The organism is Bacillus infantis, assembly GCF_020171945.1.
GTDB classification, from domain to species: Bacteria; Bacillota; Bacilli; order Bacillales; family Cytobacillaceae; genus Bacillus_AB; species Bacillus_AB infantis_A.
In genome coordinates, this window is record NZ_JAIVAP010000002.1 from 404341 (window position 1) to 420319 (window position 15979).

Annotated in this window: 17 protein-coding genes; all 17 read left to right on the forward strand. The window is 46.2% G+C overall.

The features are described from left to right. Positions 1–244: 244 nt before the first annotated feature. On the forward strand, positions 245–418 hold the full coding sequence (gene rpsU, locus LCM00_RS06055; protein WP_009791389.1) for a 30S ribosomal protein S21: 174 nt from the start codon (positions 245–247) through the stop codon (positions 416–418). A gap of 17 nt (positions 419–435) precedes the next feature. After that, on the forward strand, positions 436–879 hold the full coding sequence (locus LCM00_RS06060; RefSeq protein ID WP_148976513.1) for a GatB/YqeY domain-containing protein: 444 nt from the start codon (positions 436–438) through the stop codon (positions 877–879). Positions 880–1105: 226 nt separating this feature from the next. After that, on the forward strand, positions 1106–2446 hold the full coding sequence (locus LCM00_RS06065; protein ID WP_224898923.1) for an NfeD family protein: 1341 nt from the start codon (positions 1106–1108) through the stop codon (positions 2444–2446). 51 nt (positions 2447–2497) lie between these two features. Then, complete coding sequence (gene floA / locus LCM00_RS06070; RefSeq protein ID WP_224898926.1) at positions 2498–3496, forward strand: flotillin-like protein FloA; 999 nt, start codon at positions 2498–2500, stop codon at positions 3494–3496. 35 nt (positions 3497–3531) lie between these two features. Next, a complete protein-coding gene (locus LCM00_RS06075; RefSeq protein WP_224898929.1) occupies positions 3532–3999 on the forward strand; it encodes a hypothetical protein in 468 nt (155 codons plus the stop codon). Between the two features lie 82 nt (positions 4000–4081). Further along, the gene (yqfC, locus tag LCM00_RS06080; protein ID WP_224898932.1) at positions 4082–4366 is read left to right on the forward strand and encodes a sporulation protein YqfC; all 285 of its coding nucleotides are present in this window, start codon (positions 4082–4084) and stop codon (positions 4364–4366) included. A gap of 73 nt (positions 4367–4439) precedes the next feature. Next, positions 4440–5633: a sporulation protein YqfD gene (gene yqfD / locus LCM00_RS06085; protein ID WP_224898935.1), complete on the forward strand. Its 1194-nt coding sequence runs from the start codon at positions 4440–4442 to the stop codon at positions 5631–5633. Beyond that, positions 5630–6592, forward strand: a complete 963-nt coding sequence (locus LCM00_RS06090) for a PhoH family protein (RefSeq protein WP_224898938.1) — start codon at positions 5630–5632, stop codon at positions 6590–6592. Before yqfD ends, LCM00_RS06090 begins: the two co-directional genes overlap by 4 nt. A gap of 191 nt (positions 6593–6783) precedes the next feature. After that, positions 6784–8964 carry an HD family phosphohydrolase gene (locus tag LCM00_RS06095; protein WP_224898941.1) on the forward strand — a complete coding sequence of 727 codons (2181 nt, stop codon included), beginning with the start codon at positions 6784–6786 and terminating at the stop codon, positions 8962–8964. Then, on the forward strand, positions 8961–9431 hold the full coding sequence (ybeY, locus tag LCM00_RS06100) for an rRNA maturation RNase YbeY (RefSeq protein ID WP_224898944.1): 471 nt from the start codon (positions 8961–8963) through the stop codon (positions 9429–9431). Before LCM00_RS06095 ends, ybeY begins: the two co-directional genes overlap by 4 nt. Beyond that, positions 9409–9804, forward strand: a complete 396-nt coding sequence (locus LCM00_RS06105) for a diacylglycerol kinase family protein (RefSeq protein WP_224898947.1) — start codon at positions 9409–9411, stop codon at positions 9802–9804. The genes ybeY and LCM00_RS06105 overlap by 23 nt, the downstream gene beginning before the upstream one ends. Positions 9805–10090: 286 nt before the next feature. Next, positions 10091–10489: a cytidine deaminase gene (locus LCM00_RS06110; protein ID WP_224898950.1), complete on the forward strand. Its 399-nt coding sequence runs from the start codon at positions 10091–10093 to the stop codon at positions 10487–10489. Then, a complete protein-coding gene (gene era / locus LCM00_RS06115; RefSeq protein WP_224898952.1) occupies positions 10482–11411 on the forward strand; it encodes a GTPase Era in 930 nt (309 codons plus the stop codon). Before LCM00_RS06110 ends, era begins: the two co-directional genes overlap by 8 nt. A gap of 156 nt (positions 11412–11567) precedes the next feature. Then, on the forward strand, positions 11568–11711 hold the full coding sequence (locus tag LCM00_RS06120; RefSeq protein WP_224898955.1) for a YqzL family protein: 144 nt from the start codon (positions 11568–11570) through the stop codon (positions 11709–11711). Positions 11712–11740: 29 nt separating this feature from the next. Next, positions 11741–12502 (forward strand): DNA repair protein RecO, encoded by a 762-nt coding sequence (recO, locus tag LCM00_RS06125; protein ID WP_224898958.1) that lies wholly within the window; start codon positions 11741–11743, stop codon positions 12500–12502. Positions 12503–12936: 434 nt separating this feature from the next. After that, positions 12937–13833, forward strand: a complete 897-nt coding sequence (glyQ, locus tag LCM00_RS06130) for a glycine--tRNA ligase subunit alpha (protein WP_022544204.1) — start codon at positions 12937–12939, stop codon at positions 13831–13833. Then, on the forward strand, positions 13820–15892 hold the full coding sequence (gene glyS / locus LCM00_RS06135; RefSeq protein WP_224898961.1) for a glycine--tRNA ligase subunit beta: 2073 nt from the start codon (positions 13820–13822) through the stop codon (positions 15890–15892). Before glyQ ends, glyS begins: the two co-directional genes overlap by 14 nt. Positions 15893–15979: the final 87 nt, after the last annotated feature.

The window sequence follows — 15979 nt, forward strand, 5'->3', positions numbered from 1 at the left end:
ACTTTCTCACTCCTTCATTTAAACTCTATGAAGGAGCGGGACTGGACATGCCTGGCGAAAAGGGTTTAATTTCACCGCTTTTATGGTAAATTATATTCAAGGACAGAGCCTGCAAAAAAAAAAACTGCACCTGCCCGTGATGAATTACAGTTGACCTTGTATCACTGTTATATTATAATTGCAAGGTACATGGAAATCTATGTTTCTGATGTAAGTGTGTTGTGCTCGGAGGGAGGGAAAGAGAATGTCTAAAACAGTCGTTAAAAAGAACGAATCGCTTGAAGATGCTCTTCGTCGCTTCAAACGTTCTGTATCTAAAACAGGTACTTTACAAGAGGCGAGAAAGCGCGAATTCTACGAAAAACCTAGTGTAAAGCGCAAGAAGAAGTCCGAAGCTGCTAGAAAACGTAAGTTCTAAGAGAGGGTGTATCAACTATGAGTCTTCTCGAGCGTTTAAATGATGATATGAAACAAGCGATGAAAAACAAAGAAAAAGATAAACTCACTGTCATTCGGATGATTAAAGCATCTCTGCAGAATGAAGCCATCAAGCTTGGCGGAGAGCTTAACGAAGAGCAGGAGTTAACTGTCCTTTCTCGCGAAGTGAAACAACGCAAGGACTCCCTCCATGAATTTGAAAAAGCAGGTCGTGAAGACCTTGTTGAAAAATTGCGGAACGAATTAGTATTCGTCGAGCTATATATGCCCAAGCAGCTGTCTGAAGATGAAGTATCAAAGATTGTCCAGGAGACAATTGAAGAAACTGGAGCATCAGGAAAAGCCGATATGGGAAAAGTGATGTCTGCCATTATGCCTAAAGTAAAAGGCAAAGCGGACGGCTCACTTGTAAATAAACTTGTACAACAACACCTTTCATGAAAAAGTATGCCAAAAGACCGCAAGCATCTGCCTGCGGTCTTTTTATTGCATAAATGCGGCATGCGGCAATAATTTTCAGGGTGCGTATGGAAGGTGTATCGGTGTTTAAAACTATTACACAGGAAAAAATAAAGGCAAAAACAGAAAATGTGCCAAAAATGAATCTTTTTTCTTTTTGAAACGTAAGTAAAAGAAGATTGACTTTTGTTTGTGAAAGGAGGGGGAAATGGTGGCTCTCAGAAGGGCAGTCACTCTGCTGGCGTTTTTGGGTATCCTGCTGATTATGCTAATTCCCGAAAAAGGGAATGCTGATAATGAAGTGGTATACGTTGTCCCCATTGAAGAAACAGTGGAAAAGGGCCTTTATGCATTTCTGAACAGGGCTGTCAGTACAGCTGAAGAGAACGGGGCTTCTGCCATTATCTTTGAAATGGATACACCTGGGGGTGCAGTGGATGCTGCCGGGAAAATAGGCAAGCTGCTCGCGGAAACAGAGTTGAAAACTGTGTCATTTGTCAATAATCAGGCCCTGTCGGCCGGTGCCTATATCTCTTTGAATATGGATGAAATATATATGGTGCCGGGAGCTGTAATGGGCTCTGCTGCTATTATCGATCAATCAGGGAACACCGCAGGAAAGAAAGCCGAATCCTATTGGCTGAGCGCCATGAAGAGTGCTGCTAACCAGTCGGGCAGGGATCCGGAGATAGCACTGGCCATGGCGGATGAGTCGGTTGATCTGCCTGAATATGGCGCCCCAAAAGGGAAGCTTCTCACTTTGACATCTGAACAGGCAGAACAGGCTGGTTATTCTGAAGGTACGGTTTCATCTCTTGATGAACTGCTGGAAACTCTTGGCTACTCAGGGGCAGAGGTCAGGAGCCTGGATGAAAGCTTTGCAGAGAAAATAGCCCGTTTTATCACCCATCCGGTTGTCGTGCCGATTCTCTTGTCCGTCGGCAGCCTGGGCCTTGTGCTTGAGCTTTACTCGCCGGGATTCGGCATCCCGGGATCTATGGGACTTGCCGCCCTCCTGCTGTTTTTCTACGGCCATATGGTTGCGGGCCTTGCAGGATATGAGTCCATCGTTTTGTTTGTGGTCGGCCTGGGGCTGATCATACTGGAGTTTTTCCTTCCAGGGGGTATTGCCGGTGCCATTGGCCTTGTTTCGGTTGTAGGAAGCTTGTTTCTTGCAACTGATAACGTTGTCCATACAGCCGTCTCCATTTTAATTGCCATTGGCATTTCCATTTTGGCATCCATCTTAATGATAAAGGTGTTTGGTAAAAAAATGAAATTCTTCAGGAAGATTATATTGAGCGATTCGACAAGCACTGAGAAAGGGTATGTCTCAAACAAGACGCGTGCAGAGCTTATCGGTCTTGAAGGCTATGCCTTAACCGCCTTGAGGCCGGCCGGGACGGCTGTGCTCGAGGATGAACGGATAGATGTTGTCAGCGAAGGCGGCTTTATCCAGAAAGGGGCCAGGATAAGGGTCGTAAAAGCAGAAGGCTCCCGAATTGTTGTAAGGGAAATGCTCAATATGGAAAAAAAAGCTGATCAATGAATGCATTCCCGTGAAACAAGGGAAGACAAATAGATTTTAAGGAGGAACAAAATGTTAGGAGAAGGAACTGTATTTATTTTAGTGGCCGTGGTTCTGGCGGTTATTCTGCTGGCGGTGCTGTTTACTTTCGTGCCAGTGGCACTGTGGATTTCCGCCCTGGCGGCAGGCGTCAGGGTCAGCATTTTCACATTGATTGGGATGAGGCTCCGCCGGGTCATCCCGAATAGGGTTATCAATCCATTGATTAAAGCCCATAAAGCGGGTCTGGAAGTTACAACAAACCAGCTTGAGAGCCATTATCTTGCTGGAGGTAATGTGGATAGGGTTGTCAACGCACTGATAGCCGCACACAGGGCCAATATTGAATTGAGCTTTGAGAGAACTGCTGCCATCGACCTTGCGGGACGTGACGTTCTGGAAGCCGTTCAGATGAGTGTCAATCCTAAGGTGATTGAAACACCGTTCATTGCCGGTGTGGCAATGGATGGCATAGAAGTCAAAGCAAAAGCGCGGATCACGGTCAGGGCAAATATTGAGCGTCTTGTAGGGGGAGCCGGGGAAGAAACAATCGTAGCCCGTGTAGGCGAAGGGATCGTTTCCACTATAGGTTCTTCTGATAATCATAAGAAAGTACTTGAAAACCCTGACATGATCTCTCAGACAGTCCTGTCAAAGGGCCTTGATGCGGGCACGGCATTCGAAATTCTGTCCATTGATATTGCGGATGTCGACATCGGCAAGAATATCGGTGCCGAGCTTCAGACTGAGCAGGCGGAAGCAGATAAAAAGATCGCACAGGCTAAGGCTGAGGAAAGGCGTGCAATGGCCGTTGCCCAAGAGCAGGAAATGAAAGCAAAAGTAGAAGAAATGAGGGCAAAGGTTGTCGAAGCAGAAGCCAAAGTCCCTCTTGCCATGTCAGAAGCTCTCCGGTCAGGGAATCTTGGAGTGATGGATTACATGAACATCCAGAATATATCTGCGGATACGGATATGAGGGGTTCAATTGGACGAACGACAGATCCAGGCATGGACGGGAAAAATAATGACTAACTAGCCGGGAATATGCTGGTAAAGGAGGATTCTCCTTGGAATTCTTATTGGAAAACCCATTTATTCTAGTTGTACTGATCGGCATCATCTCCTCACTTTTCAGCAAGGCGAAACGCGGCGGCAGTACTGGCCCGGTACAGCAGCCGGGGAATGTGGAACCGGAACCGGGCCCGTACGAGGATGCTGGATATGAGCCGGCGGAAAAAGCGGCTGCGCCGGTTCAGAAAGCAGGCCGGCAAGCTTCCGAAAGCATGGAGTCTTATTACCAGGAAAGAAAAGAACAGGCGGAAGAACGTGCAAGGAGGCTTTCTGAAAGACAGGATCTGCTGGAAAGAAGGGTTCAGAATGCGCGCAGCGCTGCTGAAAACCCTGAGAAGAGCAAGAGTGCTGAACCTGCCGGAAGGGCTGCTGTAAGCCGGGAGAAGCTTGCGGACGCAATAGTCTGGTCAGAAATCCTGGGTCCGCCGCGCTCCAAGAACCCGCGCAGGCTGAACAGACGCTGAACAGGCGGCATTAACGAATAAAAAGAGTGCTAGAACCTTCTTCCATCTCATACATATGAGATGAAAGGGGGTTCTTTTTTTTATGGCTAAAAAGTGGGGACAATACATTCGCAGCTGGATGACCAACCAAATGGAGCTTCCTCAAGATGTCATGATGGATTTACCCCGGATAACAATGATTGGGCAAATTCATATATATATTGAGAACCACCGCGGACTGATTGCTTTTAGCGACAAAGAGCTCAGGCTTCTGCTCAAGCAAGGGCAGCTGCTCATCAAAGGAAGCACCTTTGTCATTAAGACAATCCTCCCTGAAGAGATACTGCTGGAAGGCAAAATCGATCATGTGCAGTATATAGACGAATAATGGCCAGCCGTCATGCGGGTAGTTTTATTGAACCGCAGGGCTGGCTGAAAAAGAGGATCCGGAGGGAAGGAAAATGAAGAATCAATGGATTGCTTTTTATTCTGGAATAATCACTGTAAAGGCTGCAGGCTCCGGCATTGAACGGCTGATCAACTCACTGACCAGGAACGGCATCATGGTCTGGCAGGTAAAAAGGCATGGAGAGCAAGCGGTTACCTTCAAAATAAAGCTGGCGGACGTGAAGCGGCTCCGTGCGTCAGTAAGGAAAAGCGGATGCAGGATTGAATTCCTTCAGCGTGCCGGCCTGCCCTTTCTGCTGAAAAGAAGCCTCAAAAACAGCGGGTTCCTTTTTGGTGCCGCCTCTTTCCTGGTTATTCTGATCCTTTTGTCCAATATGGTATGGGGAATTGAAATCAAAGGGGCAGATCCTGCTACTGAATATAAAATCCGCAAGCAGCTTGATGAAATGGGCATCCACAGAGGAAAACTTCAGTTTTTTGTCAAGAATGTAGAAGGAATCCAGCGTGAGCTGTCCAACGAAGTGGAGGAAATCACTTGGGTAGGTGTGGAGCTCAAGGGGACAACCTACCACTTCCAGGTAGTGGAGAAAAATGAGCCGGATAAGCCGGAGCTTTTGAGTCCAAGGCACCTGGTTGCCAAAAAGAAGGCTGTCATTTTGGACATGTTTGTAGAAGAAGGCAAGCCTGTCGTCAGCATAAATGACCATGTCATCCCGGGCCAGCTTCTGGTTTCAGGCATCATCGGCCAGGACGGCCAAACACAGACAGTCCCGGCAAAAGGGGAAATCTGGGGGGAGACCTGGTATAAATCCGAGGTGAAGCTCCCGCTGAAAAGCACGCTTCAGGTGTTCAGCGGAAGTGAAAAACGGAAATATTATATTGACATAGGAAACTTTTCAATTCCTGTCTGGGGGTTTGGCAAACCGGAATTCAGTGAATATGAGATAGAAGAGAACAGAAAGGATATCAAATTCCTGAAATGGAGCCTCCCTCTCGGCTTTACAAGCAGGACTATGCGGGAAAGTGAAACCGTTACAAGGATTTACTCCAATGAGGAAGCCTTTGAAGTGGCAAAAGAATTGGCAAGAAAAGATATAAAAAACAGCTTGAGTGAGGATGCTAAGATCAAGGGAGAAAAAATTTTGCACCAATCCGCAGAGAATGGTAAAGTATTTATAGCAATACATTTCCAAATTATTGAGAATATTGCAGAAGGACAATCCATTATCCAAGGAGACACAGAATGACAGAAGACTTAAAAACCATGAATGTTCATCTGGAAGATCCTAATGAAGCAATAGCACTGATCGGGAATTCGGATGCCAACCTGAAAATAATTGAACAAGAGCTGAATGTGTCTGTCGTCACACGGGGAGAAACGATTTTTGTATCCGGAGAGGCAGAAGCGGTTGAGCTTGCCGGCCAAATCCTGGACAAACTCATTTATGTTATCCGCAAAGGCATCAATATCAGCGGCAGGGATGTTATGTACAGCATCCAGATGGCCAAAAAAGGCACACTTGAATATTTCAGCGACCTGTATGAAGAAGAAATAACGAAGAATGCAAAAGGCAAGTCCATTAGGGTAAAAACGCTTGGGCAGCGCCAATATATAAATGCAATTAAAACAAATGACTTAGTGTTTGGAATTGGCCCTGCAGGGACAGGCAAAACATATCTGGCTGTTGTGATGGCAGTCAATGCACTGAAAAACGGAAATGTAAAGAGAATCATCCTGACCAGGCCGGCTGTTGAAGCAGGCGAAAGCCTTGGCTTCCTCCCCGGGGATCTGAAAGAAAAGGTCGATCCTTACCTGCGGCCGCTGTATGATGCCCTGCATGACATCCTTGGCGCCGAGCATACTCAAAGGCTGATCGAGAGGGGTACCATTGAAATTGCCCCCCTTGCCTATATGAGGGGACGTACGCTTGATGATGCATTCGTCATTCTTGATGAAGCGCAGAATACAACACAGGCACAGATGAAAATGTTCCTGACCAGGCTGGGCTTTGGATCCAAGATGGTCATTACCGGAGACCGCACCCAGGTCGACCTTCCGAAGGGCGTCCGTTCCGGGCTGATTGCTTCAGAGGATATCCTGTCAGCTGTAAAAGGGATTTCCTTCTCTTATCTGGAGCAAAGCGATGTCGTTCGCCATCCGCTTGTAGCCCGGATCATTTCAGCTTACGAAAAAACAGACCAATGATATAAACCGTCCAAATGGGCGGTTTTTATTCTGTGTAGAAGGATTACGGACAGGCGCACCCTCTGTTTTGGCAGGATGATGCGAATAGAGGGTGAAACTTGACGGAAAAACTGTTATCATTTTACATAATCATAGTTCAAATTAAACGTGAGCTTATCCGGCCCTGCTTAGCCCGGATAGGAGGGGGAAGCATGGAAAAATTACAGCGCCAGTTGGCAAAGGTCAGAAACCTGTTGGATATGACATTCTTTAGAGTCGTCTTATTTCTTCTGCTCGGCATCGTGCTATATGCCGCCATGTATAGCAATGTAAAGCCCGAAAAGCTCGACATAGGCCTGTTTTCTGTGGCTGAACAGACAATCCGCTCACCAATTACGATAGAAGACAAGGCGAGCACCGAGAAGGAAAAGAAGGCGGCCGCCGACCAGGTGACCGATGTATACATAGTCAAAAAGGAAATCAATCAGAACCGTGTCGATCTGGTTACTTCAATCTTTGATTCGGCAGCGGAAGTAAACGAAGAGATAAGCGAGGACTCGGCACAAAACGGAAATGAACAAGGTGATGGAGACCAGGAAACAGCATATGTCCCGCCTTCTTCTTCGGAAAAGCTGAAAATGCTCAAGGAAAAGCTGACAGATAATGTGACGAAGGAAGTATCTGATGCGGTCCTGTCACCGCTTCTGCAGGCCTCCAAGGACGAGCTTACCATTGCAAGGGATCTTACTGTAACTGCGATCAACAATGTGATGGGCAGCAAAATCCCTGCTGATGAAGTGGAAAACAGCAAGAAAAGGGTGGAGGAAGAGCTGAAGTATACGAGCCTGAGCTCGAATTTGAGAAGCTCGGCGATCGAGCTTGGCAGATATGCTGTCATCCAGAACGAATTCTATGACCCTGCTGCGACTGAAGAGCTCAGGCAGCAGGCAGTGGAGAATGTAGAACCGGTCAAAATTCTCCAGGGACAGATCATCGCGGAAGAACGGCAGCTGATTAACAGGGAAATATACAGGCAGCTGGAGCTTACAGGGCTTCTGGAAAACCAGAACAGCATACAGCCGTTTCTGGGGCTGGGCCTGATTGTCGCTATCATTTTGGCTGCGCTCTATTATTACTTTTATGAGCTAAATGTCCAGAAGGAGCTGAAACAGAATTTTCTCCTGCTGTTCAGTCTGATATTCATCCTTTCGCTTTTGCTGATGAAATGCGTTAGCCTCCTGCAGCTGCTCCAGTACCCGGAAATTGGCTTTATATTTCCGGCTGCAATGGCAGCCATGCTGATCAGGATCCTGATCAATGAAAGGCTTGCCATTCTGATTACGATTGTCCTTGCCATATGCGGAAGCGTCATGTTCAATGAAGGCACTGCCGGAACATTGAATATAAATATGGGCATCTATATCATTTGCTCAGGCTTTGCGGGTATATTATTCTTAAACAAGCAAAACAACAGGTCCAAGATTCTTCAGGCGGGACTGTTTGCAGCAGGTGTGAATCTTGTTGTGATCATTTCCCTCATGCTGCTTAGAAACACTCATTTCGATGCGGTTGAATACAGCTTCCATTTAGTGACAGCATTGATTTCCGGCGTGGCTTCATCTGTACTGGCCATCGGCCTGCTTCCATTCTTTGAGGGGAGCTTTGGCATCCTTTCCGCCATGCGGCTGATTGAGCTGTCAAACCCGAACCATCCGCTTCTCCGCAAAATCCTGACTGAGGCGCCAGGGACCTACCATCATAGTGTAATGGTGGCTAATCTGGCTGAGTCAGCATGTGAAGCAATCGGGGCAAATGGCCTCCTTGCCAGGGTAGGATGCTATTATCATGATATCGGGAAGACAAAGAGACCTCATTTTTTCATTGAGAATCAAATGAATATCGAAAACCCTCATGACAGGCTGCCGCCGCAGACAAGCAAAAATATCATTATTGCCCATGCTGTCGACGGGGCAGAAATGCTGAGGAAGCACAAAATGCCGAAAGAAATCGTTGATATTGCCGAACAGCACCATGGCACCTCTTTGCTCAAATATTTCTATCATAAGGCCAAACAAAACGGCATGGATGTCAATGAAGACGACTACCGGTATCCTGGGCCAAAAGCACAGTCGAAGGAAATTGCCGTCATCGGCATAGCCGACAGTGTCGAAGCAGCGGTCAGGTCCATGTCCAATCCGACTCCTGAACAAATTGAAGGTCTTGTCAGGAACATCATTTCAGACAGGCTTCAGGATGAACAGCTGAATGAATGTGACTTAACACTGAAGGAATTGGAAATCGTTGCACACACATTTTGTGAAACACTAAAGGGTATCTTCCATTCCAGAATAGAATATCCAGAATCCACGAAACAGAAGGTGAAACAAGCATGAGTTTAAATATTGATTTTATGGATGAAACGAATGAAGTAAAAAGCAGCCATATTGAGCAGGTTGAAAAGCTCCTCAATTTTGCAGCACAAAAGGAAAATGTCGAAGCTGGTTCTGAATTGTCCGTGACCTTTGTAACGAATGACCGGATACAGGAAATAAACAGGGTATACCGCGATAAAGACAAGCCTACCGATGTTATTTCCTTTGCCATGGAAGAACTCGGGGAAGGCGAAACAGAAATCGCGGGGGAAGGTATTCCAAGAGTACTCGGCGATATCATCATTTCAATCCAACGGACAGAAGAACAGGCCGGTGAATATGGACATTCTTTTGAACGCGAGCTGGGCTTCCTTGCTGTTCATGGATTCCTCCATCTCCTTGGATATGACCATGAAACAGATGAGGAAGAAAGAGAAATGTTCGGCCGACAGAAGGACATCCTTGATGAGTACGGGCTCACGCGATAAGAAGCCTGGTGCCGGGAAAAGCATGTGGCCTGTTTTTGCCGTAGCTTTTGCCGGAATCGGCAATGCACTGATGCAGGAAAGGAATATGAGGATTCATGCCCTTTCATCAGCTGTGGTCATTGCAGCAGGCGCCTGCTTTTCCTTGAGCCGGATCGAGTGGATGTTCATCATATTGGCCATTGGCGGGATGTTCGCGCTGGAACTGATCAACACAAGCATTGAAAGAGCTGTGGATCTGTCAACAGAAGAATGGCATCCGCTGGCAAAGCAGGCCAAAGATGCTGCAGCAGGGGCTGTGCTGGTGTTTGCTTTTGCGTCAGCAGCCCTCGGTGCAATCATATTTCTCCCGAAGATATGGGCACTTTTCCAGTAGGAGCGGCTGAAGCTTGCCGTTCTTTTTTTGTTGGAAAATGAAATTCACTGAATATGAACACTTGAATACAGATATTTGCGGACTTGCTTGAATTCGGATTTCCGGCTTTCTTGAAAACGCTGCCTGATTTGGTTAAAATGACAGAGCATGCAATTGAATACCATGTCCGTTTTTAGAAAATTCAATTTTTTTATTACGATTTTGCTACAATCAATGAAAATCTTGCAAAAATAAGGTAAAATATAAGAAGGAGAATACTCGCCTCCTTCGAAAGGAAGAATGACTGATGAAGACGGAAGTGTTAATTGAAGAAGCAAAAAAAGCAAGGGACAAAGCATATGTGCCATACTCCAATTTCCCTGTGGGGGCAGCCCTCCTGACTGAAGACGGCAAAGTATACCATGGCTGCAATATTGAGAACGCGGCATACAGCATGTGCAATTGTGCTGAGCGCACCGCCATTTTCAAAGCATATTCCGAAGGAGACAAAAAATATACAGCAATGGCAGTCGTAGCTGATACAGAGCGTCCGGTTTCCCCATGCGGGGCCTGCCGCCAGGTTATTTCAGAATTATGCCCAAATACGATGAAAGTGGTTTTGACGAATTTAAAAGGGGATATAAATGAATTAACAGTAGAAGAGCTGCTGCCTGGAGCTTTTTCACCGGAGGATCTTAATGAATAAAGAATGGAATAGCAATAGCGAACAAACTCATAAATCTGGATTTATATCTATTATCGGACGTCCTAATGTTGGTAAATCAACATTCCTGAACAGAGTCATTGGCCAGAAAATCGCCATTATGAGCGATAAGCCCCAAACCACAAGGAATAAGGTTCAGGGTGTACTTACAACCAATGATGCTCAGTTTATATTCATTGATACACCAGGGATCCACAAGCCAAAGCATAAGCTGGGCGACTTTATGATGAAGATAGCTCAGAATACGCTGAAAGAAGTGGACCTCATCCTGTTTATGGTGAATGCCGAAGAAGGCTTCGGCCGCGGCGAGGAGTTCATCATCGAGAAATTTCAGAATGTGAAGACTCCCATCTTCCTTGTCATAAATAAAATTGATCAGATTCACCCTGATAAGCTTTTCTCCATCATTGAATCCTATAAAGAGAAATACGGCTTTAAGGAAATCATCCCGATATCAGCGCTGGAAGGGAACAATGTGGATACGCTGCTGGAGCAGATCAAGCAGTATATACCGGAAGGGCCGCAATTCTATCCGGCTGACCAGGTGACAGACCATCCTGAAAGGTTCATTGTATCTGAACTGATCAGGGAAAAGGCTTTGCACTTGACCAGGGAGGAGATCCCGCATTCTCTTGCTGTAGTGATTGACAAGATGGAGAGGCGCGAAGACAAGGATGTCATAAATGTGATGGCTACTGTCATTGTAGAACGGGATTCCCAAAAAGGGATCGTCATTGGGAAGCAGGGCGCTATGCTCAAGGAAATCGGCAAGCGGGCCAGGACAGATATTGAAAATCTGCTGGGCTCAAAGGTCTACCTGGAACTATGGGTAAAGGTTCAGAAGGACTGGCGCAACAAAATGAGCCAGCTGCGTGATTTCGGATTCAGAGATGATGAATATTAAAGGGCGATTCAGCCATAACTAACCTATTTCACCTCAACTGGAATTATGCAGACTTTTTATTAACAATTATTACGTCTTATGATTTTCTAATGACAGGCTATGATAAAGGTAAGGAATTAATAATTGCTAGTTAAAAATTGAAAGGTGGGGTTTCCAATGTTGGATTTTACCTGGAAGGTCTTCAAGCAGACAGGTAATATTGACACATATCTTCTTTTTAAGGAGCTTGAAAAAGAAACTCAGGATTTGCCCGGAAGCAGTGAACAAGAACTAGCAGAAGTTGATTTTCCCATCTCATAGGTTTGTCTCTTGCAGGGATGGTGGCATAAATGTTTGAAAAATGCGAAGGAATCGTATTGAGAACAGTCAATTATGGTGAATCCAATAAAATAGTTACCTTATATACCCGGGAATGGGGTAAGGTTGGCGTGATGGCCCGAGGTGCAAAAAAGCCTAACAGCAGGCTTTCGGCTGTCACCCAGCCTTTTACTTATGGCTACTTCCTTGTTCAGAGAAGCAGCGGGCTGGGGCTTATGCAGCAGGGGGAAATGGTTTCCTCCATGCGCTCGATCAGGGAGGATATCTTCCTGACAGCATATGCCAGTTATATTGTTGATCTTACAGATAAAACAGTTGAAGAGAAAAAGCCGAATCCATTCCATTTTGAACTGCTTCACCAGACATTGAATTATATGAACGAAGGCTATGACCCTGAGATAATGGTGAATATTTACGAAATGAAAATGCTCAATCCCCTTGGACTTTATCCGGTCCTGGATAAATGCTCCGTCTGCGGAAGCACTGATGGGCATTTTTCTTTTTCCATCAGGGAGGGCGGTCTGCTTTGCCACCGATGCCTTGAGAAGGACCCATATCACTATAAGATTTCGCCGGCAGCTTTAAAACTCCTGCGTCTTTTTTATTATTTTGATTTGTCGAGGCTTGGAAATATTTCAGTTAAGCCGGAAACCAAAGCTGAGCTGAAAAAGATTATCTCAGCTTACTATAATGAATACTCAGGCCTCAGCCTGAAAACAAGAAAGTTCCTGGACCAGATGGACAAGATGGGCGGTTTCTTTGAAAAAGGGTAATGCCTGAGAAAGTCCGGCTCGTCTTATGCTTGAGGCCCGCAGGACGCGGGGCATGCAGACGTTGCCACAGGACGTGGCGTTTTTAGTCTGCGTTTTTTGAACAAACGCCTTCCGCATTTCAATATTGACTTTTATTTTGTTTTGTTTTATGATTCTCAATAATTAATAGTTCTGCTATGACGGAAAGAAGTAGTCCGAATGATCTGTAGAAGCGAGTCCGGGATGGTGTGAGCCGGATTATGGGTGTTGGATGAAGGGCGTTCCTGAGCGGATTGCGTGCTTTGGGCACATAAGGTGGCTGCATTGAATGGCAGCAAATAGGGTGGAACCGCGGGTAACTCTCGTCCCTATGCTTTTTGGAGCATAGGGACGGGAGTTTTTTTGTGCTTTTTCCCAATGCTCAGATTACAAAAATACCTATTGGAGGTGCCAGGATGAATATTCAAAATATGATTCTGACTTTGCAAAAGCACTGGTCAGAGCAGGGCTGCATCCTTATGCAGGCTTATGATGTCGAGAAAGGTGCAGGGACGATGAGCCCGTACACGTTTTTGCGTGCGATTGGGCCTGAGCCATGGAATGTGGCCTATGTAGAGCCTTCACGCCGCCCTGCGGATGGAAGGTATGGCGAAAATCCCAACCGTCTTTATCAGCATCATCAGTTCCAGGTGATCATGAAGCCGTCTCCTGACAATATCCAGGAGCTGTATCTTGATTCTCTTCGTGCCCTTGGAATTAATCCATTGGAGCATGATATCCGCTTTGTTGAGGATAACTGGGAAAATCCTTCCCTCGGATGCGCCGGATTGGGCTGGGAAGTGTGGCTTGATGGAATGGAGATCACGCAATTCACCTATTTCCAGCAGGTCGGCGGCATAGAATGTAAGCCAGTTTCTGTGGAAATCACTTACGGAATTGAACGCCTTGCATCGTACATCCAGGATAAAGAGAATGTCTTTGACCTTGAGTGGACTGAAGGATTTACTGTAAGGGACATCTTCCTTCAGCCTGAATATGAGCATTCCAAGTACACCTTCGAAACCTCTGATCCTGATATGCTTTTTAACTTGTTCAATATTTATGAAAAAGAAGCCCATAGACAGATGGAAGAAGGCTTGGTTCATCCGGCATATGATTATGTGCTGAAATGCTCCCATGTTTTCAACCTGCTCGATGCACGGGGAGCCATCTCTGTAACAGAAAGGACCGGTTACATCGGACGCTGCCGGAACCTGGCAAGGAAGGTCGCCAAAACATTCTATGAAGAACGGGAAAAATTAGGATTCCCGATTTTACAGCGGAAGGGAGAGATTGAAAATGGCGAAGCGTGATTTATTGCTTGAAATCGGCCTTGAGGAAATGCCGGCAAGATTTGTAACAGATTCCATGAACCAGCTTGCTTCCAAAGTGGAAAAGTGGCTGGAAGAAAAGAAGGTGCCGCATGGAGGAATCAGCGCCTTTTCAACTCCCCGCCGTCTTGCTGTCCTTGTAAAGGACGTAACTGAAACACAGGAGGATATCCATGAAGAGGCGAAAGGTCCGGCCAGGAAAATCGCCCAGAACGATGCAGGAGAGTGGTCAAAAGCTGCGATCGGCTTTTCCCGCGGCCAAGGCATGGGCGTGGATGATATCTATTTCAAAGAAATAAACGGCATTGAATATGCACATGTAAATAAATTCATCAAAGGAGCCGAGACTGCTTCTATCCTGCCGGAGCTGAAGGATATCGCTGAAAGCCTTACTTTCCCTAAAAATATGCGCTGGGCAGACAGGGATATGAGGTATGTAAGGCCGATTAAATGGATTATGGCTCTCTTCGGCCAAGATGTCATTCCGTTTGAAATTGCCGGGGTGCCTGCATCCAACTGGACTCTAGGGCATCGTTTCCTTGGAGAGAAAGTTGAGATCACTGAGCCTGCTGAATACGAAAAAAGCATGCTTGGCCAGTTCGTCCTTGTCAATGCAGAGGAAAGGAAAAATGGCATTCGGAGCCAGATTGAACGCTTGGCAGAGGAAAATAACTGGGAGATCCCAGTCGATGAGGATCTGCTCGAGGAAGTAACAAACCTTGTGGAGTACCCAACGGCCCTTTTCGGAAAGTTTGAGGAAGAGTTTCTTGAAATTCCTGAGGAAGTGCTGATTACTAGCATGAAAGAGCATCAGCGTTATTTCCCTGTCAAGTCTGCAGAAGGAAAGCTGCTGCCTTACTTTGTAACTGTGCGCAATGGTGACCACAATCACCTCGAACAAGTTGCAAAGGGTAACGAGAAAGTGCTTCGCGCCAGACTCGCCGATGCAGCATTCTTTTACGAGGAAGACCAGAAGATGGATATTGAGTCAGCGCTGCAGAAGCTCGGCAGCATCGTCTACCATGAAGATATCGGCACGCTCGCTGAGAAAGTTGAACGAGTTAGAAAGCTTGCCAATGGGCTGGCAGAATCGCTTTCCTTGGACCCCCAAGAAAAGAAAAATGTAGACCGTGCCGCAGAAATCAGCAAGTTTGATCTCGTGTCACAGATGGTATACGAGTTCCCTGAATTGCAGGGGTTCATGGGTGAAAAATATGCTGCCCAAAAAGGTGAAGATGCCGCTGTTGCAAAAGCAATCAATGAGCATTATATGCCCCGTAATGCAGAGGATTCTGCACCTGAAAGCAATGAAGGTGCTGTCCTTGCTGTGGCAGAGAAACTGGATACGATCTCTTCCTTTTTTGCGATTGGCATGATTCCAAGCGGCTCGCAGGATCCATACGCTTTAAGAAGGCAGGCAGCAGGCATCGTCCAGATCCTCGCTGTTAAGGAATGGAAGCTTGAGCTTGAAGAAGTGATTAAGAAGTCGCTTGCACTTGTCAAAGAGTCAGGCATCGGCAAGAAAGAGGAAGAGCAGGTATATGATGAGCTGCTGTCCTTCTTTAAACTCCGCATCAAGCATACTCTGCAGGAGCGCAGCATCCGCTACGATATTATTGATGCCGCCTTATCAGGAAAAATCGGTTCAATGGCTTCTTTAATCAAGAGAGCAGAAGTATTGAATGCCCATAAAGGCGAAGATGGCTTTAAAGAGAGCATGGAGGCTTTGAGCCGTGTATTAAATATAGCTTCCAAAGCAGAACATCCTGCAGCGGTTGATCAGGGGCTTTTTGAAAATAAGGAAGAAGCGGAGCTGTACAGCCGTTTCCTGGAAGTTTCTGCGGTAATCGGCAAGGGTGTCGAAGCGGAAGAATATTATGGGCTGCTCGTGTCTATGAGACCTGAGATCAGTGCCTATTTCGAAAATACAATGGTCATGGCCGATAACACTGCTTTAAAGGAAAACCGTTTGAGCATGATGGCCGAAATCGCATCGCTGATCCAGGCATTTGCCAAAGTGAACGAAATAGTGGTCAAGTAAGAAGTAATTTTTGCTTTTTAGCTTGCTAAAAGATATGATTATGCAGAGAGCCTGTCAAAAATTCCGACAGGCTCTTTGAAATTTTTT